Genomic DNA, 19,071 nt, shown 5'->3' with positions numbered 1-19,071 from the left:
CCCTACGGAGCGGGCCAGTATGGCTATCCTCCCTTTGTCCGGGACGACGCCCGCGGAGGCGGGCCGTCCGCGACAACGGGGTAATGAGGAGGCGCCGCGCAGATGGAGACGACGAGTCGGGTAGAGGCGCAGGGAGCCGGTACGGCCGAGGCGCCCGAGGGTGAGGCCGCGGCGGCGGCGCGGGAAGCGCCGCGAGGAGCGCCCCGCGCCCGGCGGTCCGTCGACGGGTATCTGCTGGCCTCGTTCCCCTGGTACGGCCTGGACGACGCGTACACCGGGAGCCGCTGGCTGATGCAGGTCGGCTCCGCCGCGGACGACACGGTCGAGCACGGTTCCATCGGCCACGGCGAGGAGCCCTCGCTGCGCCTGGACCAGAGTCCGGACCAGCAGCGTTTCGCGGTCGTGGTGACCATCGCGGACCGCCCGGTACGGCGCAGCGCGGACGGTACGGGCGTGCTGGAGGCCACCTCGGTCTCCTCGGCCGCCTGGCTGGCCGGTTCCGGGCTGCTGGCCTGTACCTGGCCCGCGAAGATGGAGCGCGGCCTGCGCCAGGACTGGCTGGACCAGCAGACGTCGATCGCCTGGGAGCTGGCGGACGACCTGGAGGGCCCGGACTGGTCGCTGCTGTCGCTGTCCGTGGAGGGCGTGCCGACCGATTTCCGCTACCGCGAGTCCGAGTACGGCTGGGTGCTGGCCGGATCGACGGGGGACGGGGTCCATGTGGGCGCGTACGGGCGTGGCATGAGCGCGTACGGGCTGGGCTTCTCGGTGATCAAGGACATCGCCTCGTACGAGCGCTGAGCGCGTACGGAGCGGTCGGCGGTCCGCCTGAGCACACGGCAACGGTAAGGGGCGGCATCCATGGGGTGCCGCCCCTTACCGTCGTCCGCTCAGAACTTGTTGCGCGGGGTGATCCCCAGCGACATCCCCGACAGCCCCCGCTGCCGGCCGCCGAGCTTGCCCGCGATCGTCCGCAGCGCGCTGCCCGCCGGGGACTCTGGGTCGGTCAGGACCACCGGCTTGCCCTCGTCGCCGCCCTCGCGCAGCCGCACGTCGATCGGGATGGAGCCCAGCACCGGCACCTGCGTGCCGGTCGTCTTCGTCAGCCCCTCGGCGACCCGCTGGCCGCCGCCCGTGCCGAAGACGTCCACCATCTCGTCGCAGTGCGGGCAGGGCAGCCCGGACATGTTCTCGACCACGCCGACGATCTTCTGGTGGGTCTGCACGGCGATGGAGCCGGCCCGCTCGGCGACCTCGGCGGCGGCCTGCTGCGGCGTCGTCACGACCAGGATCTCGGCGTTCGGCACCAGCTGCGCCACGGAGATCGCGATGTCGCCGGTGCCCGGCGGCAGGTCGAGCAGGAGCACGTCCAGGTCGCCCCAGTAGACGTCCGCGAGGAACTGCTGGAGCGCCCGGTGCAGCATCGGCCCTCGCCACACCACAGGCGCGTTGCCGGGGGTGAACATGCCGATCGAGATGACCTTCACGCCGTTAGCCGACGGCGGCATGATCATGTTCTCGACCTGGGTGGGACGGCCGGACGCGCCCAGCATGCGCGGCACCGAGTGCCCGTAGATGTCCGCGTCCACGACGCCGACCTTGAGCCCGTCGGCCGCCATCGCCGCCGCCAGGTTGACCGTCACCGAGGACTTGCCGACGCCGCCCTTGCCGGAGGCCACCGCGTAGACGCGGGTGAGCGAGCCGGGCTGGGCGAACGGCACCTCGCGCTCGGCGGTGCCGCCGCGCAGCGCGGTGGCCAGCTCCTTGCGCTGCTCGTCGCTCATCACGTCCAGCTCGACGGAGACGCCGCGCACGCCTTCTACGGCGGCGACGGCCTCTCGTACGTTCGAGGTGATGGTCTCGCGCATGGGGCAGCCCGAGACCGTCAGATAGACCGCGACCGCGACCGAGCCGTCCGCCGCGATCTCCACCGATTTGACCATCCCCAGCTCGGTGATGGGGCGGTGGATCTCGGGGTCGTTCACCGTCGCGAGCGCGGCGCGTACCGCGTCCTCGCTCGGCGCGGGGGCTTGGGGCGTGTCGGTAGCCATACCGACGATGGTACGGCGGTACCGGCCCGCGGCGGAGCACAGGTGGACGGCGGTGGGCGGGGTCACAACGGCGGTGGCGGCAGCCGTCCCGGCGGTGGTCGCGACAGCGGCCACAACAGTGGCCGCCGCGGCCCCGCCGTCAGCGCTCCCGGTCCGGCTCCCGCGGCCTGCGTTCCTCGATCTCCTTGAGCAGATCCTGGAGTTCGGAGCGCATCCAGTCCCGGGTCGCCACCTCCCCGAGCCCCATCCGCAGCGCGGCCACCTCCCGCGTCAGATACTCCGTGTCCGCGATGGAGCGCTCGTTCTGCTTGCGGTCCTGCTCCAGATTGACCCGGTCCCGGTCGTCCTGCCGGTTCTGCGCCAGCAGGATCAGCGGGGCCGCGTACGAAGCCTGGAGCGACAGCATCAGCGTCAGGAAGATGAACGGATAGCGGTCGAACCGCAGGTGGACCGGGGCCGAGGTGTTCCACACCACCCACAGGATGATGACGACCGTCATCCAGACGATGAAGCGGCCGGTGCCGAGGAAGCGCGCGATCTTCTCCGAGAAGCGGCCGAACGCCTCCGGGTCGTAGGCGGGCAGCAGGCTGCGCCGCCGGTCCCTGGGCTGGTCGAGACGGTTACCACTCATCGTCGGCCCCCTCCGGCTCGAACTCCGGGCCCGGCGTCCCGTGCAGCTCCCGCTCGCGCCAGTCGTCGGGCAGCAGATGGTCCAGGACGTCGTCGACGGTCACCGCGCCCAGCAGCGAGCCGTTCTCGTCGACGACGGGGGCGGAGACCATGTTGTACGTCGCCAGATAGCTGGTGACGGCGGTCAGCGGGGTGTCCGGCGGCAGCGGCAGCAGATCGCTGTCCACGATCGAGCTGACGAGCGTGAACGGCGGATCGCGCAGCAGCCGCTGGAAGTGCAGGGTGCCCAGGTACTTGCCGGTCGGCGTCTCGTCGGGTGGCCGGCACACGTACACCTGGGCGGCGAGCGCGGGGGACAGGTCGGGGTTGCGCACCCGGGCCAGGGCGTCGGCGACGGTGGCGTCGGGCTGGAGCACGACCGGCTCGGTGGTCATCAGGCCGCCCGCGGTCCGCTCCTCGTAGGACAGCAGCCGCCGTACGTCCGCCGCGTCGCCCGGCTGCATCAGCGTCAGCAGCCGCTCCTTCTCGTCCTCCGGCAGCTCGGAGAGGAGGTCGGCGGCGTCGTCGGGGTCCATGGCCTCCAGCACGTCGGCCGCGCGCTCCTCCTTGAGCTTGCCGAGGATCTCCACCTGGTCGTCCTCGGGCAGCTCCTCCAGTACGTCCGCGAGCCGGTCGTCGTCCAGGGCCGCGGCCACCTCCGAGCGCCGCTTGGCGGAGAGGTGGTGCAGGGCGTTCGCGAGGTCGGCCGGGCGCAGCTGCTCGAAGGCGGCCAGCAGGCTCTCCGCGCCCTGCCCGTGCTCTTCGAGGGAGAAACCGGTGACGGCCGACCACTCGACGGTCAGCGCCTCCGCCCTGCGGCGCAGCGCGCCGCCCTTGCCCTTGCGGACGAAGACCTTGTCGATCTCCCAGTCGCGGCGGGCCGGCAGCTGGGACATGGCCACGTCCAAGACGGTCGCCTCCTCGCCGCTGTCCACCAGCCGCACCCTGCGGTCGAGCAGCTCGCCGAGGACGAGGGTCTCGGAGGCGCGCTGCTCGAAGCGGCGCATGTTGACCACGCCGGTGGTGATGACCTGTCCGGACTCGACGCCCGTCACCCGGCTCATCGGGAGGAAGATCCGGCGCCGGCTGACCACCTCGACCACCAGCCCCAGCACGCGTGGCGGCCGGCCGCCGACGCGCAGGATCACGACGAGGTCGCGGACCCGTCCCACCTGGTCGCCGTTGGGATCGAAGACGGCGACTCCCGAGAGGTGTGAGATGAACACCCTGGAGGCGCCAGACGCCATGTCGTGTTCCTCCTCATATCTGGCTCGATGTCAGTTTCAGGCTAGCGTGACCTGGTGCGTGCCGCCGTGGGGACGGCGGCCGTACGGCTCCTGACGGGTGCCCCTGGACGGCACGGGTACGCTCCGTACTGCAGCGGCATCAGGAGGCAAGAGCAGACGTGCGAACCCGGAACGCGGTCCTCGTGGGGACGATGTGCGCAGGCCTGGCGGCGGCGCTCGCGGGGTGCGCCGAGGACCCCGACGCGGGCACGAACGGCGTGGGCAAACTGGAGGCGTCGGCCATCGCGACCAAGGCGCGCACGGCGGCCGAGGGCGCGAGCGCGGTCCACCTCACCGGCAATCTGGTCAGCCGCGGCCACACGTACAAGCTCGACATGCGGCTCAAGAAGAACGGCGGCAGCGGCAAGGTCGCCAGCGAGGCGAGCACCTTCCAACTGCTGCGCATCGGCGCGGACCTGTACCTGAAGGCCGATGCCGCCTTCTGGTCGCACCAGAAGGACCAGCAGGGCAAACAGAGCGGCGGTTCCGCCGCCGACAAGCTGGACGCCAAGTACGTGAAGGTCCCCTCCGGCGACCCCTCGTACAAGGAGCTCAGCGGCTTCACCGACAAGGCCGTGCTGCTGGACGGCGTCCTGGGGCTGCACGGGAAGCTCTCCCGCGGCGACCACGGCTCCGTCGGGGGTGTCCGTACGATCCGGATCAGCGGGGGCGGCGGTGACGGCGGGTCCCTCGACGTCGCGCTCAAGGGCACGCCTTATCCGCTGCGCTTGCAGCGTGCCGGTGGTGCGGGCGTGGTCCAGCTCGCCGAATGGGACAAGGACTTCGCGCTGGCCGCGCCGGCCAAGGACCAGATGGTCGATTACGGCCGGAAGATCCCGCGCGGAAACTAGGCGCGTCCGCACCCGCCTCCACCGAATCGGACGGCTGTGGGCCGTCCGTGGCCGCTCGCGCGGCTCCCGTGCCCTTGTGGGGCACGGCCGTCCGCGGACACAGTCCGTCAGGGGACTACCTCCCCGCGTCCCTTGTAGGACACAGCCGTGGCCGGGGCAGCGCCCCGGTCAGCGTTTGCCCGCCTTGCGGGCGGCCTTGCGGCCCCGCGCCAGGAGCTTCGGGAGGCCCGCGGGCACGGGCTCACGGGTCGTAGCGGCCGTGACGACCGGCGTGGCGGCCAGCGACCCGTCCGGCAGCTCCGCCGTGTCGCCGCTCGGCTCCAGCCGCAGGACGCGGCACTCGCGGGCCCAGCGCTCCTCGATCCGGTCGGCGTCCGGCGCGTTCAGCCGCTTGCCCTTCAGGTCCGCGACGGCCGCGGCCCATGCCTCGCTGTCCGGCGCGAGCTCGCTGACGCGGGCCGTCCACTCGACGAGCCGCCCGCCCTTGTCCTTGCTGCGGACCGTGACGGTCGCCGTGGACCCGTCGGCGAGGCCGAGGCCCGTGAGCGGCTGCTCGCCCGGCCCGTCGCCGACGAGGTGCAGCGCGCCCTCGTGCCATACGTGCCACAGCGCCCGGGCGGCGGCCCCGGTGCCCCGCACCCAGACCAGGCCGGACTTCTTGGTGGCCTCTTCGATCAGCGCCCGCGTCTGCGTCATACGCGCCAGCTTATGCGGGGGCTCGGACAGCGGCCGGTCAGAGCCAGCCGTTGCGCTTGAAGCCGCGGTGGATCGTGAAGCAGATCACGACGGTCACGATCATGACGGCCGGGTAGCCGTACTTCCACTTGAGCTCGGGCATGTGCTCGAAGTTCATGCCGTAGACCCCGGCGATCATGGTCGGCACCGCGAAGATCGCCGCCCAGGAGGTGATCTTGCGCATGTCCTCGTTCTGCGCCACGGACGCCTGCGCCAGATTGGCCTGGAGGATCGAGTTGAGCAGGTCGTCGAAGGAGACCACCTGCTCGTGCACGCGCGCGAGGTGGTCGGCGACGTCACGGAAGTACTTCTGGATGTCCGGGTCGACCAGCCGCATCGGCCGCTCGCTGAGCACCTGCATCGGCCGTATCAGCGGGGTGACCGCCCGCTTGAACTCCAGCACCTCGCGCTTGAGCTGGTAGATCCGGCTCGCGTCGCCGCCCCGCGAACTGCCCTTGGCCGGGGCCGAGAACACATCGATCTCGACCTCGTCGATGTCGTCCTGCACCGCGTCGGCGACCGCGATATAGCCGTCGACGACCTGGTCGGAGATGGCGTGCAGCACGGCCGACGGGCCCTTGACGAGCAGCTCCGGGTCGTCCTGCAGCCGGTGCCGCAGCGCCCGCAGCGACCCCTGCCCGCCGTGCCGCACGGTGATGATGAAGTCCCGGCCGGTGAAGCACATCACCTCGCCGGTCTCCACGACCTCGCTGGTGGCGGTGAGTTCGGTGTGCTCGACGTAGTGGATGGTCTTGAAGACGGTGAACAGCGTGTCGTCGTACCGCTCCAGCTTGGGGCGCTGGTGGGCGTGGACGGCGTCCTCGACGGCGAGCGGGTGCAGCCCGAACTCCTGGGCGATGCCGGAGAACTCCCGCTCGGTGGGCTCGTGCAGCCCGATCCATGCGAAGCCGCCGCCGCTCTCGGTGCGCACCCGCCGCATGGCCTCGGCGGGGCTGACGTGCTCGCTGACGCGGCGGCCGTCGCGGTACACGGCGCAGTCGACGACGGCGCTGCTGGCGGACGGGTCGCGGGTGGTGTCGTAGTCGTACGGGGCGTGGCCGCGCCGCAGGGCAGGGCGGACGGCGGCGCGCAGGTCGCGAATCATCGACAAGGCTGACTCCTTCACGGGCCGGCCGGCAGCGACGGGCGCGGAGCGCAACGCGGCCCGGAACGTGGACGTGCGGCCTTGAACCAGGCCACGTCCGCGAAGCGGGCGGCGTTCCGTGCGATGAGGCTGTCGGCAGTTCGCGGGGAACACGGAACAAGCGAGACGAAGGCGCTCTTCCGTCAAGTGCTGCGGACGCGAAAGGACTTCCGGTGTTTGAGGCTTGAGAAGCCGGGTACGGAAGGCTTCAGATCACCGGGGGACGCATACCGAGCGGGAGAACGGGAGAACTGTCGGTACTGCACGGTCGACTTGGATCACCCACCGCAGCCCCACCTCCTCCGGCCGGTCCCCGTTGGGGGACTGACGTAACTCCCTGACACCAGCGGCCAGGCTAGCAGCCACGACAAGGGGCCCGGTCCGCCTTTGTCCGTTCGATACGCGTTCTATGCTCGCTCCATGGCAGACGTTCTTCAGCAGGTCGAGGCCCGGTTGCGTACGGCGCTGGGCGAACCGGACGCACGGGCCGCGGTGACCTTCCTGGGAACGGACCGCATCGAGGTGCTGCGCTTCGTGGCCGAAACCGGAGCCGGGGCGGCGGAGGGCGGCGGCACGGTCCGCTACGCCACTCTCGGCATGTCCGCCCAGCCGATGGCCGACCCGGCCGACATCCTCGCCGACCCGGTCCGCGGGCCCCGCGCGGAGCTGGTGTTCTCCGTACGCACGGGCCGCGCCGACACCGACCGGGTGCTCCGCCCGCTGGCCGTCCTCGCGGCCTCGCCGCAGGTCGAGGGCGTCGTCGTGGCCCCCGGCGGCTCCCTGGACGTCGGCGAGCCGCTCTGGCCCGGCGCGCCCTTCACGTCCGTACTCGTCGGCGCGGGCGGCGGGCTCGTGGCGGACCTGGAGCTGGGGGACCCGATGTCCCCGGTGGCCTTCCTGCCGCTGCTGCCGATGACGGCGAACGAGGCGGCCTGGAAGCGTGTGCACGGCGCGGCGGCGCTGGAGGAGCGGTGGCTCCGGCACGGCACGGACCTGCGCGACCCGCTGCGCGGCAGCGTCCCGCTGGGCGACTGACGCCCGCCGTTCCCCAGCGACTACGGGCACGTGGAAGCCCCGCCGCGCGGTGGGGGAAACGCGCGCGGCGGGGCGGTATGGGTGGGGAGCGGGTCCCGGTGGGCGGAACTCAGCTCGCGAAGACCGAGACGCCGTCCTCCGTGGCGTGGGCCGGCTCCAGCTCCTCGGCCTCCACGGTCAGCGGGCGGCGGCGGGCCCAGACGATCGCGGCGCCGATGACCGCGGTGGCGGCGGCGACCACGAACGGGATGTGGATGTCGGTCCAGCCCTCGATCTTCGGTGCGAGGAAGGGGGCCGCGGCGGCCGCGAACCAGCGCACGAAGTTGTAGCCCGCGCTGGCCACCGGACGCGGCGCGTCCGAGACGCCGAGCGCCAGCTCCGTGTAGACGGTGTTGTTCAGGCCGATGAACGCGCCCGAGACGATCGTGCAGGCGATGGCCACGGTGTGGTTGCCGTAGCCGAGGAGGAGCAGGTCCACGGCGAGCAGGACGAGCGAGGCGCCCAGCACCTTCAGCGAGCCGAAGCGGGCCTGGACCCGCGGGGCGACGAGCACGGAGAAGACCGCGAGCAGCACGCCCCAGGCGAAGAAGACGCCGCCGGATTTGTAGGGCGACATGTTCAGCACGAACGGCGTGAAGGCCAGCACCGTGAAGAACGAGTAGTTGTAGAAGAAGGCCGAGGCCGCGGCGGAGGCGAGGCCGGGGTGGCCCAGCGCCTTGACCGGGTCCAGCAGCGACGTCCTGCGGGCCGGCTTCGGCTGCTCCTTGAGGAACGCGGTGATGGCGATGAAGCCGACGGCCATCAGCACGGCGGTGCCGAAGAACGGATAGCGCCACTTCATGTCGCCGAGGATCGCGCCGACCAGCGGGCCGCAGGCCATGCCGAGCCCGAGGGCGGATTCGTACAGCAGGATCGCCGCGGCGCTGCCGCCGGCCGCGGCGCCGACGATGACGGCGAGGGCGGTGGAGACGAAGAGCGCGTTGCCCAGGCCCCAGCCGGCCCGGAAGCCGACCAGTTCGCCGACGGAGCCGGAGGTGCCGGAGAGGGCGGCGAAGACGATGACCAGCGCCAGGCCGGCGAGCAGCGTCTTCTTGCCGCCGATGCGGCTGGAGACGAAGCCGGTGACCAGCATCGCGATGGCGGTGATCAGGAAGTACGAGGTGAAGAGGAGGGACACCTGGCTGGGGGAGGCGTCCAGGCCCTTGGCGATGGAGGGGAGGATCGGATCCACGAGTCCGATGCCCATGAAGGCGACGACCGACGCGCCCGCCGTGGCCCAGACGGCCTTCGGCTGGCGCAGCAGACTGGTCGCGCCTTCGTCGAACGGATCCTCTCCGGCACTGTGCTGCTTCATGCGTGCCCCACCCTTCTCCGGGCGCGTCGATGCGTGTCCGGCGTGTGACCGATGTGGTGTGCTGGTCTCCGCGGAGATCGTTGCTGTTTACACACAATAATTTAGAGACCCTAATAAGTGCAAGTGCCATCTATTTCTTTCGGGCGGAGGGCCTGGTTCTCGCGGGTGGCCGACGCCCGGCCGGGTGATCAGTGGGTGATCGTCCTTGACGCGGCGACCACCGGAGAGGACCGTTGGTCCCTATGAGGGGCGAACCCAGTTGCCCGAAGTGCGGTGGCCGGGTGCGAGCGCCCGGTCTCTTTGCCGACACCTGGCAGTGCGGCGTGCACGGCATCGTGCACCCCCTCCAGCCGGTCGTGCCGCCGAGCGTGGAAGCGCTGGCCGTCGTGGTGAACCGCGCCCGCGTCCCCGTCTGGATGCCGTGGCCGCTGCCCGTCGGCTGGCTGTTCACCGGAGTGGCCTGCGCGGGCGACGACCGCGGCGGCGGCCGCGCCACCGCGGTGGCCTGCTCGGGCCCCGGCCCGCTCGGCGGCCCCGGGGAGCTGGTGCTCGTGGCGGAGGAACTGGGCGTCGGCCTCGGCGCGCGCTACGCCGGTATCGCGGGCCCCGACCCCGGCCCGTACATGTGCGTCAACCGCCCGCCCGACGCCAAGGTCCTGGCGGCCGGCCGGCCCACCCCGCTCTGGCACGTCGAGGGCGCGCCCGACGACCGCGCGGTCTTCGCGGGCGAGGCGCGCGGGCTGTGGCTGTGGGCGGTGGTCTGGCCGGAGCGGTCCGGGCTGATGATGTACGACGAGCTGGTCCTGACCGACCTGCGCGAAGCGGGCGCCGAGGTCGACCTGCTGCCGTGCGGCGCGCTGTCGCCGCGCGTCATCGCCCCGCCCGACGCCCGCTGACGGGGCTTTCGCGCGGTACGGGCCGCAGCCCCCGCACTGGACTGGGGTGCGTCCGGGGCCGGGGTGCGTACGGACTGGAGTAGGCGCGGGGGCTGGGGTGCGTGAGGGGCCGGGTGCGTCCGGCGGCACGGCCGTGTTCGAACGGCGGTTATCCTGATCAGGTCCCCTCAGTGTCCCGAGCCGAGTCTGGAGCCGTGCCGTGCGCATCGACCTGCACACCCACTCCACGGCCTCGGACGGCATGGACACCCCCGCCGAACTGGTGCGCAACGCCGCCGCGGCCGGGCTGGACGTCGTGGCGCTGACCGATCACGACAGCGTCGGCGGCTACGCGGAGGCCGTCGCGGCGCTGCCCGCCGGGCTGACCCTGGTCACCGGCGCCGAGCTGTCCTGCCGCTGGGCGCCCGAGTCGCCGGACGGCGACGGCATCGGCATGCACATGCTCGCCTACCTCTTCGATCCTCGGGAGCCCGAGCTGTGGCGCGGGCGCGAGCTCGTACGCGACGGCCGGGTGCCCCGCGCCCAGGGCATGGTCGTCAAGCTCCAGGAGCTCGGCGTCCCGATCACCTGGGAGAGGGTGGCGGCGATCGCCGGCGACGGGGCCGTCGGGCGGCCGCATGTGGCCGCGGCCCTCGTCGAGCTGGGCGTCGTCGACAGCGTCTCCGACGCCTTCACGCCGCAGTGGATCGCCAACGACGGGCGCGCCTACGTCGACAAGTACGAGTTCGACCCCTTCGACGCCATCCGCCTGGTCAAGGCCGCCGGCGGCGTCACCGTCTTCGCGCACCCGATGGCCGTCAAGCGCGGCCGGTGCGTACCGGAGAGCGCGATCGCCGAGCTGGCCGCGGCCGGCCTCGACGGCATCGAGGTCGACCACATGGACCACGACGAGCCGACCCGCGCCCGGCTGCGCGGGCTCGCCGCCGACCTCGGGCTGCTGACCACCGGTTCCAGCGACTACCACGGCAGCCGCAAGGCGTGTGAACTCGGCGAGTTCACGACCGACCCGGAGATCTACGGCGAGATCACGCGCCGCGCGACCGGCGCTTTCCCCGTGCCCGGCGCGGGCGGCTGAGCCACCCCGCCGGGTCCGTAAGCAGCGTCCGCAAGCCACGTCCGTACGTACGGCAGGCGGCCCGTAGCGCCGCCGTGGGCCCGTAGCGCTGTCCGCGCTCCCATACCTCCCCCCTCTCACTCGTACCACCTCGTGCAAGGCCATCACTGTGTTCGACTTCGCTGTCTTCGGATCCCTTTTTGTCACGCTATTTGTGATCATGGACCCGCCCGGCATCACGCCCATCTTCCTCGCCCTCACCTCCGGCCGCCCCGCCAAGATCCAGCGCAAGATGGCCTGGCAGGCGGCCACCGTCGCGTTCGGCGTCATCGCCGTCTTCGGCCTCTTCGGCCACCAGATCCTGGGCCGGCTGCACATCACGCCGCCCGCGCTGATGATCGCGGGCGGGCTGCTGCTGCTGCTCGTCGCGCTCAGCCTGCTGACCGGGAAGTCCGAGCAGCCGACGCAGACGAAGGACGTCAACGTCGCGCTGGTGCCGCTGGGCATGCCGCTGCTGGCCGGGCCCGGCGCGATCGTCTCGGTGATCCTCGCCGTGCAGCACGCGAACGGCGTCGGCGAGCAGATCTCCGTCTGGGCCGCCATCGCGGCGATGCACGTGGTGCTGTGGCTGGTGATGCGCTATTCGCTGCTGATCATCCGCGTGATCAAGGACGGCGGTGTGGTGCTGGTGACGCGGCTCGCCGGCATGATGCTCTCCGCGCTCGCGGTGCAGCAGATCATCAACGGCGTCACCCAGGTCGTGAACGGCGCCGCGTAGGCCGTGCACGGCGCCGTGCGGCCGACCGGGCCGCGCGCCCGTACGCCGCGTCATGAGGTGTGTGGGTCTCCGTGCCCGCCCCGGAGACCACGAAGCGCCCCGTACCTTCTTGTACGGGGCGCTCGGCGTTGTATCGGTGTTATATATGTGCTGCGTAAGGCGTTACCGGGCCGCAGTGTCGGCCGGACGGATATAGATGCGCTGGCCGATCGCTGCGGCCTGCTGCACGATCCGATTGACGGAGGCGGCGTCCACGACGGTGCTGTCGACGGCGCTGCCGTCCACATCGTCCAGTCGCATGATCTCGAAGCGCATGGCTTCTCCCTTCGTCTGATCCTCCTGAGGAGAACTGATGAGTAGTGGTGCGCGGCGCAGCTGTGCGCCCCGTTCCTGGTGGGTACAACGAGGTGCAGTATGAAAAGATTCCCTACGCTAAAGAAAATTTTCGGGAGCCTAAGTATTTGCTGGTGAAGTGGCCGGTTGTGCCTGCCGAGCGGACCCCCGGACAATGAGGCGGGTATGAACGACGCCAAGCCCTCGGGGCCCATCGACCTCACCACGATCGCCACCGGCATCGAACGCGCCAATGAGCTGCTCACGCGCGTACTCGCCGAAGTGGCGACCACCCCCTCCACGCACGCGATCTTCGTGGACGCCGGCTATGTCTACGCCGCCGCGGGCAGACTCATCGCCGGCACCGAGGACCGGCGCGCCTTCGAGCTCGACGCGGAAGGGCTGATCGAAGCCTTCATCGACAAGGCGCGCACGATCTTCGCCGACAGCCGGCTGCTCCGCGTCTACTGGTACGACGGGGCCCGCCGCCGCATCCACACCGCCGAGCAGCAGCGCATCGCCGAGCTCCCCGACGTCAAGGTGCGGCTCGGCAACCTCAACGCCAACAACCAGCAGAAGGGCGTCGACTCGCTCATCCGCACCGACCTGGAGTCGCTCGCCCGGCACCGCGCCATCAGCGACGCCGCCCTCATCGGCGGCGACGAGGACCTGGTCTCGGCCGTCGAGGCCGCGCAGGGCTACGGCGCGCGGGTGCACCTGTGGGGCATCGAGGCCGCCTGCGGGCGCAACCAGGCCGACCCCCTGCTGTGGGAGGTCGACAGCCAGCGCACGTTCGACCTCGACTTCTGCAAGCCGTACGTGGTGCGGCGTGCGGGCACGTGCCCGCAGGAGCCGTACGCCGATCCGGCCCCGGGCGCCGGGGGCGGCGACGGGCCGGCGCCCAGCCGTGACGAGGTGCGGTTCGTGGGCGCGCAGGTCGCGGCGCGGTGGCTCGGTGAACGCGGTCGCGAATCCCTCGCCGAGCTGCTGCCCGGCCACCCCTACCTGCCGGGCCCCGTCGACCAGGAGCTGCTGGTGGAGGCGGAGGGACTGCTCGGGCTCTCGCTACGGGGCCACGCCGACCTGCGCCGCGCCCTGCGGGACGGCTTCTGGGGACACCTTCAGGCCCAGTACTGACCTGGTGCCCTCACAGGCCGTCCCGCCGCGTCGAACGAGCCCGCGGGCTCAGTGCCGCGACCAGAACGCCGCCAGCGCCGCCGCCGTCTCCTTCGGACGCTCCGCGTTGGGGGAGTGCTCCGCCCCCTCGATCACCGTGCGGCGCGCCGACAGCCGCTCGGCCATCTCGTCCATCAGCGGCACCGGCCAGGCGTAGTCGACCGCGCCGGACACCACGTGCTTCGGCAGCGCCACCGCCGCCAGCTCCGCCACCCGGTCCGGCTCACTGATCAACTGCCGCCCCGTACCGATGAGTTGAGCGGCTTCGGTGCCGATCCAGCGACGGTGCAGAAACTCGTCCAGGGCCGGCGGAGTCCCGGCGTCCGCCGCGTTCTCGGCGTCCATGGCGCGCATCGCCTGCCACACCGCCTCCTTGTCCCGCGTGGACAGGGCGTCGATGAGCAGCTTCGTACGAGCCTGCTGCTCCGCCGAAACGGCGGCCGGGCCGCTGCTCATGATGGTCAGCGACCGGAACGGGGACGCGTCGCGCAGCACCGCTGCGCGCGTGATCAGCCCGCCGAGGGAGTGGCCGAGCAGATGCACCGGACCGTCGCCGAGCGCCGCGGCCTGCGCGTGGACGTCCGCCGCCAGCTCGTCCAGCCCGTACGCGGTCTCGTCGGCCGGGCCCTCGCTCTCGTACTGGCCCCTGCCGTCGACGGACACGACCCGGAACCCGGCCTGCGCCAAGGGCTCCAGCAGCGCGTTGAAGTCCTCTTTGCTGCCGGTGAATCCGGGGACGAGCAGGGCGGTGGCCCGCGGCTCGGCCGACGGGGGGCGCGCGTCGCACACGGCGAACGCGCCGCGCTCGGTCTTCAGTCGGTACGCACGGGCGCACGCGGGCAAGGTGAGTATCGGCGGCCTGCTCATGCCCTGAGGCTATCCGCCGCCCCGCTGCCGCCGTCAGGCAGCCGCCGCCCAAGGGGCGAGGGCCGCGAACACGGCGAAGGCCCGCTCCCCGGCGTACTTGTTCGGGGATACGGGCCTTCGGCGTCGCCGTGCCGGCGGGTCAGCCTTCGGTCGCCGCCTTGGGCTTGGCGGCGCGGGTGCGCTTCGGCTTGACGGGGGCTTCGGCGGTCGCGTCCGCGCCGTCATCGGCCACCGGCTTCGCGGCCCGCGTCGTGCGGCGCTTCGGCTTGGCCTCGGCGCCCTTTACGGCGCCCTCGACCGAGCCCTCTACCACGTCGGCCTTCGGCTTGGCCGTGCGCGTGCGCTTCGGCTTCTCGGGAGCCTCGGCGGCGGCGTCCGTGCCCTCGGCGGCCTTGGCCTTGGTGGTGCGGGCGCGCTTGGGCTTGGCCTCGGCGCTGTCCACGGCGGCCTCGGCCGCGTCGGCGGCCTTGGGCTTGGCGGCGCGGGTGCGCTTGGGCTTCGCGGGGGCTTCGGCGGCGGCCTCCGCCGTGTCCACGGCTGCCTCGGCGGCCTTGGGCTTCGTGGTGCGGGTGCGCTTCGGCTTCGCGGGGGCCTCAGCCGCCGCGTCCGTGCCCTCAGCCGTCGCCACGGCGGTCTCGGCCCTGGTGGCGCGGCGCTTGGGCTTGACCTCGTCGCTTGCCACGGCTGCCTCGGCGGCCTTGGGCTTCGTGGCGCGGGTGCGCTTCGGCTTGGCCGGGGTCTCGGCGGCCGCGTCCGCGCCCTCGGCTGCGGCGACGGTGGTCTCGGCCGCCTCGGCCTTCGGCTTCGCGGACCGCGTGCGCTTCGCCTTGGCGGTGGAGTTCGACTCCGCCTCGGCGGCCATGCTCGCGATCGTGCTCTCGACGGTGATGAAGGACGGCTCGTCCACCGCCGGCTTGGCGACGCGCGCACGGCGGCGCGGCTTGACCACGGCCGCCTCGACGGCGGCGGAACCGGCAGCGGGCCGTGCGGAGGTGGGCCGTGCGGCGCTGACGGGCTTGGCCGCTACAGCGTCCGCGGTGGTCGCGGCGTGCGCACTCTTCGCGGTCACCGTGTCCGCGGCGTGTGCGGCCTTCGGGGCCTCCGCAGTGGTGGTGCTCGCTGCCGGAGCGGCCGGAGCGGCCGGAGCGGCGGTCGTGGCCTGCGGCGCTGCCGCCGCGGAACCGCCCGAGCCGTTGCGGGTGCGGCGACGGCGGCGCGGCGTCCGGGGAGTCTTGGGCGCGCCCTCGGCGACGGCTTCCTGGGCGGTTTCGGCAGTCTCGGCGGTCACAGGGGTCACGGGCGATGCCGTGGCCTCCGCGTCCGTCGTCGAGCCGCCGCGCGTGCGGCGGCGCTGCCGCGGGGTGCGGTTCCGCGCCGGGCGCTCCTCCGTCACGACGGGCGCCGCCGTGGCGGGCTTGCGGCCGCGACCACGGCCGCCCGTCTCGCCGAGGTCCTCGATCTCCTCGGCCGCCAGCCCGGCCCGCGTGCGCTCGGCGCGCGGCAGTATCCCCTTGGTGCCCTGGGGGATGGACAGCAGCTCGTAGAGGTGCTCGGAGGTGGAGTAGGTCTCCTCCGGCTCGTCGAACGGCAGGTCCAGCGCCTTGTTGATCAGCTTCCAGCGCGGGATGTCGTCCCAGTCGACCAGGGTGACCGCCGTGCCGGACTTGCCCGCGCGGCCCGTACGGCCGATGCGGTGCAGATAGGTCTTCTCGTCCTCGGGGGACTGGTAGTTGATGACATGCGTCACGTTGTCGACGTCGATGCCGCGGGCGGCGACGTCGGTGCAGACCAGCACGTCGACCTTGCCGTTGCGGAAGGCGCGCAGCGCCTGCTCGCGGGCGCCCTGGCCGAGGTCGCCGTGGACCGCGCCGGACGCGAAGCCGCGCCGCGCGAGCTGGTCGGCGATGTCGGCGGCCGTGCGCTTCGTACGGCAGAAGACCATCGCGAGCCCCCGGCCGTCGGCCTGGAGGATGCGCGAAACCAGCTCTGGCTTGTCCATGGAGTGGGCGCGGAAGACGTGCTGCGTGGTGTTGCGGACGGTCTGGCCCTCGTCGTCCGGCGACGTGGCGCGGATGTGCGTGGGCTGCGACATGTAGCGGCGGGCGAGGCCGATGACCGCGCCCGGCATGGTCGCCGAGAACAGCATCGTCTGGCGCTTCACCGGCAGCATGGTGATGATCCGCTCGACGTCGGGCAGGAAGCCCAGGTCGAGCATCTCGTCGGCCTCGTCCAGGACGAGCGCCTTGACGTGCGAGAGGTCGAGCTTCTTCTGGCCCGCGAGGTCCAGCAGCCGGCCCGGCGTGCCGACGATCACGTCGACGCCCTTCTTGAGGGCCTCGACCTGGGGCTCGTAGGCGCGGCCGCCGTAGATGGCGAGAACGCGCACGTTACGGACCTTGCCGGCGGTCAGCAGGTCGTTGGTGACCTGCTGGCAGAGCTCGCGGGTGGGGACGACCACGAGCGCCTGCGGGGCGTCGGTCAGCTGCCCGGGCGTGGCCCGGCCCGCCTCGACGTCCGCGGGGACGGTGACGCGCTCCAGCAGCGGCAGGCCGAAGCCCAGCGTCTTGCCGGTGCCGGTCTTGGCCTGGCCGATGACGTCGGAGCCGCTGAGGGCGACCGGGAGCGTCATTTCCTGGATGGGGAAGGGGGACACGATGCCGACGGCCTCAAGGGCCTCGGCCGTCTCGGAAAGAATCCCGAGGTCTCGGAAAGTGGACAGAATCTTGCCTCTTCTGTGAGACGCGGAGCGAGGCGGCGAAGGGGGTCGTACCGCGCCGGGTACTCGGCCGGCCGTGGAGGGGCCGGATGACGCGGGACCACTGCCTTCGCTCGTGCGCACGTGCCGCGAGCGGTTCCCTGCTTGGCGTGCGTACAGCTCGTACGCGCCGCGCTGAGGGGCGGTCGGGTGGAAGCCGATCGGGCCACCGACCGGGCATCCGCTGGAGTCCGGGAGGCTTGCTTCCGGAAGACACAGCATAGGGACGGCCCGCCGATACTCGGCAGGCGCAATACCACTGTACCCCGGAATCGTGCATATGTGTTGGGGCAAACCTTTGTACGAGTGTGGCACACGTGGCTGACCAGGGGGTTCCCTCTCCTGACGAGCGGGCTATTGTGCGGACCATGGAGACGCCTGACAACGCCGCTGCCGCCGCCGAAGAACACACCGGAATCGCTGCCCAGGACTGGGCCGAGGCATCCGCAGAACCGCAGTACAAGGCCGCGGTCGTCGATCTGCTGGGCGCGCTCGCCTACGGCGAGCTGGCCGCCTTCGAGCGCCTCGCGGAGGACGCGAAGCTGGCGCCCTCCCTCGACGACAAGGCGGAGCTGGCGAAGATGGCGTCCGCCGAGTTCCAGCACTTCCAGCGGCTGCGGGACCGGCTGACGGCCATCGACGCCGAGCCCACCGGGGCGATGGAGCCGTTCGCCGCCGCGCTGGACGAGTTCCACCGCCAGACCGCGCCGTCCGACTGGCTGGAGGGCTTGGTCAAGGCGTACGTCGGCGACTCGATCGCCAGCGACTTCTACCGGGAGGTGGCGGCCCGGCTCGACTCCGACACGCGCGGCCTGGTGCTGACCGTGCTGGACGACACCGGGCACGCGACGTTCGCGGTCGAGAAGGTGCGGGCCGCGATCGAGGCCGAGCCGCGGGTCGGCGGGCGGCTCGCGCTGTGGGCCCGGCGGCTGATGGGCGAGGCGCTCTCGCAGGCGCAGCGGGTCGTCGCGGACCGCGACGCGCTCTCGACGATGCTCGTGGGCGGGGTCGCCGACGGCTTCGACCTCGCTGAGGTCGGCAAGATGTTCTCCCGCATCACGGAGGCCCACACCAAGCGCATGGCCGCACTCGGCCTCGCCGCCTGACGGGACTGTCGACGCGACGGCCTCGCGGCACGACGGCCTCCCGGCATCACGACCTCCCGGCATCACGGTGTCGGGGGTCGGCCGGTCCGGCGGCCTCGGCGCCGGTACGCGCCCGGCCCCGGTAGGAGCCGTGGACGTGAGGGCGACCGACGCGCTGACGGGCCCCGCGCGCCGGTCGAACGGGCGTCAGGGCCGGCCGGGCGGCCGTCCGGTCCTTCAGGCCGTCACTGATCGGCGGACGCGGCTCGCGGGGCGCAGGAGCAGCGACAGCAGGGCCACGCCGAGCGCGGCTCCCGCGATGAGCGTCGCGATGGCGTGACCGGGGCCGAGGACCGCGTGCGCGAGCAGCGTGCCGAAGAGTGCCCCGACCGGTCCCGTGCCGAGGGTGAGGGGGCGCGAGGGGAAACGGTCCGGCAGGCGCCGTACGGCGGCCAAGGCCATGGCGAAGCCAATGAGGACTGAGCCGAACGCTTCCAGGAAAATCATGGTGCGATCCCTCCCGCTACGGCCGAAGCGCAAGTGCAAATCGGTCGTAGCCGGTCTTACCCAAGGGCCATATCGAACAACCCTCTACCGCTCTCCCACCTCCGGGAGTCCGTGAAGACGTCTCCGCGGCGGTGCTTGTACTGGTGACGACAACGGCGGGGCCCCGGTGATTCCCACCGGGGCCCCGCCGTCGAAACGCCGAACGCTGATCAGAGCGCGCTGAAACCGACCTTGCGGGCGGTCGGCTCGCCGATCTCGACGTACGCGAGTCGCTCGGCCGGCACCAGGATCTTGCGTCCGTGCTCGTCCATGAGGCTCAGCAGCTGCGCCTTGCCGCCCAGCGCCTCGGACACCGCGCGCTCGACCTCCTCGGCAGACTGCCCGCTCTCCAGAACGATCTCGCGGGGCGCGTGCTGCACGCCGATCTTGACCTCCACGGCTTTTGTCCCTCCGACGGTCAGTTGGGTGCGCGGTCAGCCGCGCCGTACGCAGCAC

The 19,071-nt window shown here is 72.0% G+C and carries 19 protein-coding genes; 8 read left to right on the top strand and 11 right to left on the bottom strand.

Translation table 11 applies throughout. The features are described from left to right. Nucleotides 1-102 precede the first annotated feature (102 nt). On the top strand, nucleotides 103-801 hold the full coding sequence (locus AB0I22_RS03360) for a hypothetical protein (RefSeq protein WP_363128898.1): 699 nt from the start codon (nucleotides 103-105) through the stop codon (nucleotides 799-801). 89 nt (nucleotides 802-890) lie between these two features. On the opposite strand, the gene AB0I22_RS03355 is transcribed toward AB0I22_RS03360, so the two are convergent. The 3 genes from AB0I22_RS03355 to AB0I22_RS03345 form a co-directional block, all read right to left on the bottom strand. After that, nucleotides 891-2,051 carry an Mrp/NBP35 family ATP-binding protein gene (locus AB0I22_RS03355; RefSeq protein WP_363128897.1) on the bottom strand — a complete coding sequence of 387 codons (1,161 nt, stop codon included), beginning with the start codon at nucleotides 2,049-2,051 and terminating at the stop codon, nucleotides 891-893. A gap of 139 nt (nucleotides 2,052-2,190) precedes the next feature. Continuing rightward, nucleotides 2,191-2,682: a DUF1003 domain-containing protein gene (locus AB0I22_RS03350; protein ID WP_363128896.1), complete on the bottom strand. Its 492-nt coding sequence runs from the start codon at nucleotides 2,680-2,682 to the stop codon at nucleotides 2,191-2,193. Next, nucleotides 2,672-3,967, bottom strand: a complete 1,296-nt coding sequence (locus tag AB0I22_RS03345; RefSeq protein ID WP_363128895.1) for a CBS domain-containing protein — start codon at nucleotides 3,965-3,967, stop codon at nucleotides 2,672-2,674. Before AB0I22_RS03345 ends, AB0I22_RS03350 begins: the two co-directional genes overlap by 11 nt. 158 nt (nucleotides 3,968-4,125) lie before the next feature. Here AB0I22_RS03345 and AB0I22_RS03340 point away from each other — a divergent pair, with 158 nt between their 5' ends. Next, nucleotides 4,126-4,857, top strand: coding sequence for a hypothetical protein (locus AB0I22_RS03340; protein ID WP_363128894.1), 732 nt, complete (start codon nucleotides 4,126-4,128; stop codon nucleotides 4,855-4,857). A gap of 168 nt (nucleotides 4,858-5,025) precedes the next feature. On the opposite strand, the gene AB0I22_RS03335 is transcribed toward AB0I22_RS03340, so the two are convergent. Together AB0I22_RS03335 and AB0I22_RS03330 are read right to left on the bottom strand one after the other, a co-directional pair. Beyond that, nucleotides 5,026-5,553 (bottom strand): hypothetical protein, encoded by a 528-nt coding sequence (locus tag AB0I22_RS03335; protein WP_363128893.1) that lies wholly within the window; start codon nucleotides 5,551-5,553, stop codon nucleotides 5,026-5,028. Nucleotides 5,554-5,590: 37 nt separating this feature from the next. Continuing rightward, on the bottom strand, nucleotides 5,591-6,703 hold the full coding sequence (locus AB0I22_RS03330) for a magnesium and cobalt transport protein CorA (protein WP_363128892.1): 1,113 nt from the start codon (nucleotides 6,701-6,703) through the stop codon (nucleotides 5,591-5,593). A gap of 453 nt (nucleotides 6,704-7,156) precedes the next feature. Between AB0I22_RS03330 and AB0I22_RS03325 the strand changes: the two genes are divergently transcribed. Beyond that, a complete protein-coding gene (locus tag AB0I22_RS03325; RefSeq protein WP_363128891.1) occupies nucleotides 7,157-7,771 on the top strand; it encodes a suppressor of fused domain protein in 615 nt (204 codons plus the stop codon). A gap of 109 nt (nucleotides 7,772-7,880) precedes the next feature. Here AB0I22_RS03325 and AB0I22_RS03320 read toward each other — a convergent pair whose 3' ends face one another. Beyond that, on the bottom strand, nucleotides 7,881-9,125 hold the full coding sequence (locus AB0I22_RS03320; RefSeq protein WP_363128890.1) for an MFS transporter: 1,245 nt from the start codon (nucleotides 9,123-9,125) through the stop codon (nucleotides 7,881-7,883). Nucleotides 9,126-9,367: 242 nt separating this feature from the next. On the opposite strand from AB0I22_RS03320, the gene AB0I22_RS03315 reads away from it, so the two are divergent. The 3 genes from AB0I22_RS03315 (at nucleotide 9,368) to AB0I22_RS03305 (ending at nucleotide 11,853) form a co-directional block, all read left to right on the top strand. Continuing rightward, complete coding sequence (locus tag AB0I22_RS03315; RefSeq protein ID WP_363128889.1) at nucleotides 9,368-10,021, top strand: DUF6758 family protein; 654 nt, start codon at nucleotides 9,368-9,370, stop codon at nucleotides 10,019-10,021. A 199-nt stretch (nucleotides 10,022-10,220) separates the two neighbouring features. Further along, nucleotides 10,221-11,096: a PHP domain-containing protein gene (locus AB0I22_RS03310; RefSeq protein WP_363128888.1), complete on the top strand. Its 876-nt coding sequence runs from the start codon at nucleotides 10,221-10,223 to the stop codon at nucleotides 11,094-11,096. Nucleotides 11,097-11,244: 148 nt separating this feature from the next. Further along, the gene (locus tag AB0I22_RS03305) at nucleotides 11,245-11,853 is read left to right on the top strand and encodes a MarC family protein (RefSeq protein ID WP_363128887.1); all 609 of its coding nucleotides are present in this window, start codon (nucleotides 11,245-11,247) and stop codon (nucleotides 11,851-11,853) included. Nucleotides 11,854-12,015: 162 nt separating this feature from the next. Here the strand turns inward: AB0I22_RS03305 and AB0I22_RS03300 are convergent, their stop codons facing one another. Further along, nucleotides 12,016-12,168, bottom strand: a complete 153-nt coding sequence (locus AB0I22_RS03300) for a hypothetical protein (protein ID WP_268974256.1) — start codon at nucleotides 12,166-12,168, stop codon at nucleotides 12,016-12,018. A gap of 204 nt (nucleotides 12,169-12,372) precedes the next feature. On the opposite strand from AB0I22_RS03300, the gene AB0I22_RS03295 reads away from it, so the two are divergent. Further along, a complete protein-coding gene (locus AB0I22_RS03295; protein WP_363128886.1) occupies nucleotides 12,373-13,323 on the top strand; it encodes an NYN domain-containing protein in 951 nt (316 codons plus the stop codon). Between the two features lie 48 nt (nucleotides 13,324-13,371). On the opposite strand, the gene AB0I22_RS03290 is transcribed toward AB0I22_RS03295, so the two are convergent. Further along, entirely contained in the window at nucleotides 13,372-14,229 is an 858-nt protein-coding gene (locus tag AB0I22_RS03290) for an alpha/beta hydrolase (protein WP_363128885.1), read from the bottom strand. Between the two features lie 139 nt (nucleotides 14,230-14,368). Beyond that, the gene (locus tag AB0I22_RS03285) at nucleotides 14,369-16,858 is read right to left on the bottom strand and encodes a DEAD/DEAH box helicase (RefSeq protein ID WP_363128884.1); all 2,490 of its coding nucleotides are present in this window, start codon (nucleotides 16,856-16,858) and stop codon (nucleotides 14,369-14,371) included. 494 nt (nucleotides 16,859-17,352) lie between these two features. On the opposite strand from AB0I22_RS03285, the gene AB0I22_RS03280 reads away from it, so the two are divergent. Then, nucleotides 17,353-18,090, top strand: coding sequence for a ferritin-like fold-containing protein (locus AB0I22_RS03280; protein ID WP_363128883.1), 738 nt, complete (start codon nucleotides 17,353-17,355; stop codon nucleotides 18,088-18,090). 216 nt (nucleotides 18,091-18,306) lie between these two features. Here AB0I22_RS03280 and AB0I22_RS03275 read toward each other — a convergent pair whose 3' ends face one another. Together AB0I22_RS03275 and AB0I22_RS03270 are read right to left on the bottom strand one after the other, a co-directional pair. Continuing rightward, entirely contained in the window at nucleotides 18,307-18,576 is a 270-nt protein-coding gene (locus AB0I22_RS03275; RefSeq protein WP_363128882.1) for a hypothetical protein, read from the bottom strand. Nucleotides 18,577-18,785: 209 nt separating this feature from the next. After that, a complete protein-coding gene (locus AB0I22_RS03270; protein WP_363128881.1) occupies nucleotides 18,786-19,013 on the bottom strand; it encodes a DUF3107 domain-containing protein in 228 nt (75 codons plus the stop codon). Between the last annotated feature and the right edge of the window lie 58 nt (nucleotides 19,014-19,071).

This window comes from Streptomyces sp. NPDC050610 (assembly GCF_040654875.1).
Taxonomy (GTDB): domain Bacteria; phylum Actinomycetota; class Actinomycetes; order Streptomycetales; family Streptomycetaceae; genus Streptomyces.
The sequence above is the reverse complement of the archived record's forward strand: the minus strand, read 5'-3'. Positions and strand labels throughout refer to the sequence as shown.

Bases quoted from the DNA above. Each gene is read 5' to 3' on its own strand.
- AB0I22_RS03315 (WP_363128889.1), top strand. From the start codon at position 9,368: ATGAGGGGCGAACCCAGTTGCCCGAAGTGCGGTGGCCGGGTGCGAGCG.
- AB0I22_RS03335 (WP_363128893.1), bottom strand. From the start codon at position 5,553: ATGACGCAGACGCGGGCGCTGATCGAAGAGGCCACCAAGAAGTCCGGC.
- AB0I22_RS03350 (WP_363128896.1), bottom strand. From the start codon at position 2,682: ATGAGTGGTAACCGTCTCGACCAGCCCAGGGACCGGCGGCGCAGCCTG.
- AB0I22_RS03300 (WP_268974256.1), bottom strand. From the start codon at position 12,168: ATGCGCTTCGAGATCATGCGACTGGACGATGTGGACGGCAGCGCCGTC.
- AB0I22_RS03290 (WP_363128885.1), bottom strand. From the start codon at position 14,229: ATGAGCAGGCCGCCGATACTCACCTTGCCCGCGTGCGCCCGTGCGTAC.
- AB0I22_RS03280 (WP_363128883.1), top strand. From the start codon at position 17,353: ATGGAGACGCCTGACAACGCCGCTGCCGCCGCCGAAGAACACACCGGA.
- AB0I22_RS03285 (WP_363128884.1), bottom strand. From the start codon at position 16,858: ATGACGCTCCCGGTCGCCCTCAGCGGCTCCGACGTCATCGGCCAGGCC.
- AB0I22_RS03355 (WP_363128897.1), bottom strand. From the start codon at position 2,051: ATGGCTACCGACACGCCCCAAGCCCCCGCGCCGAGCGAGGACGCGGTA.
- AB0I22_RS03295 (WP_363128886.1), top strand. From the start codon at position 12,373: ATGAACGACGCCAAGCCCTCGGGGCCCATCGACCTCACCACGATCGCC.
- AB0I22_RS03320 (WP_363128890.1), bottom strand. From the start codon at position 9,125: ATGAAGCAGCACAGTGCCGGAGAGGATCCGTTCGACGAAGGCGCGACC.
- AB0I22_RS03360 (WP_363128898.1), top strand. From the start codon at position 103: ATGGAGACGACGAGTCGGGTAGAGGCGCAGGGAGCCGGTACGGCCGAG.
- AB0I22_RS03325 (WP_363128891.1), top strand. From the start codon at position 7,157: ATGGCAGACGTTCTTCAGCAGGTCGAGGCCCGGTTGCGTACGGCGCTG.
- AB0I22_RS03275 (WP_363128882.1), bottom strand. From the start codon at position 18,576: ATGATTTTCCTGGAAGCGTTCGGCTCAGTCCTCATTGGCTTCGCCATG.
- AB0I22_RS03345 (WP_363128895.1), bottom strand. From the start codon at position 3,967: ATGGCGTCTGGCGCCTCCAGGGTGTTCATCTCACACCTCTCGGGAGTC.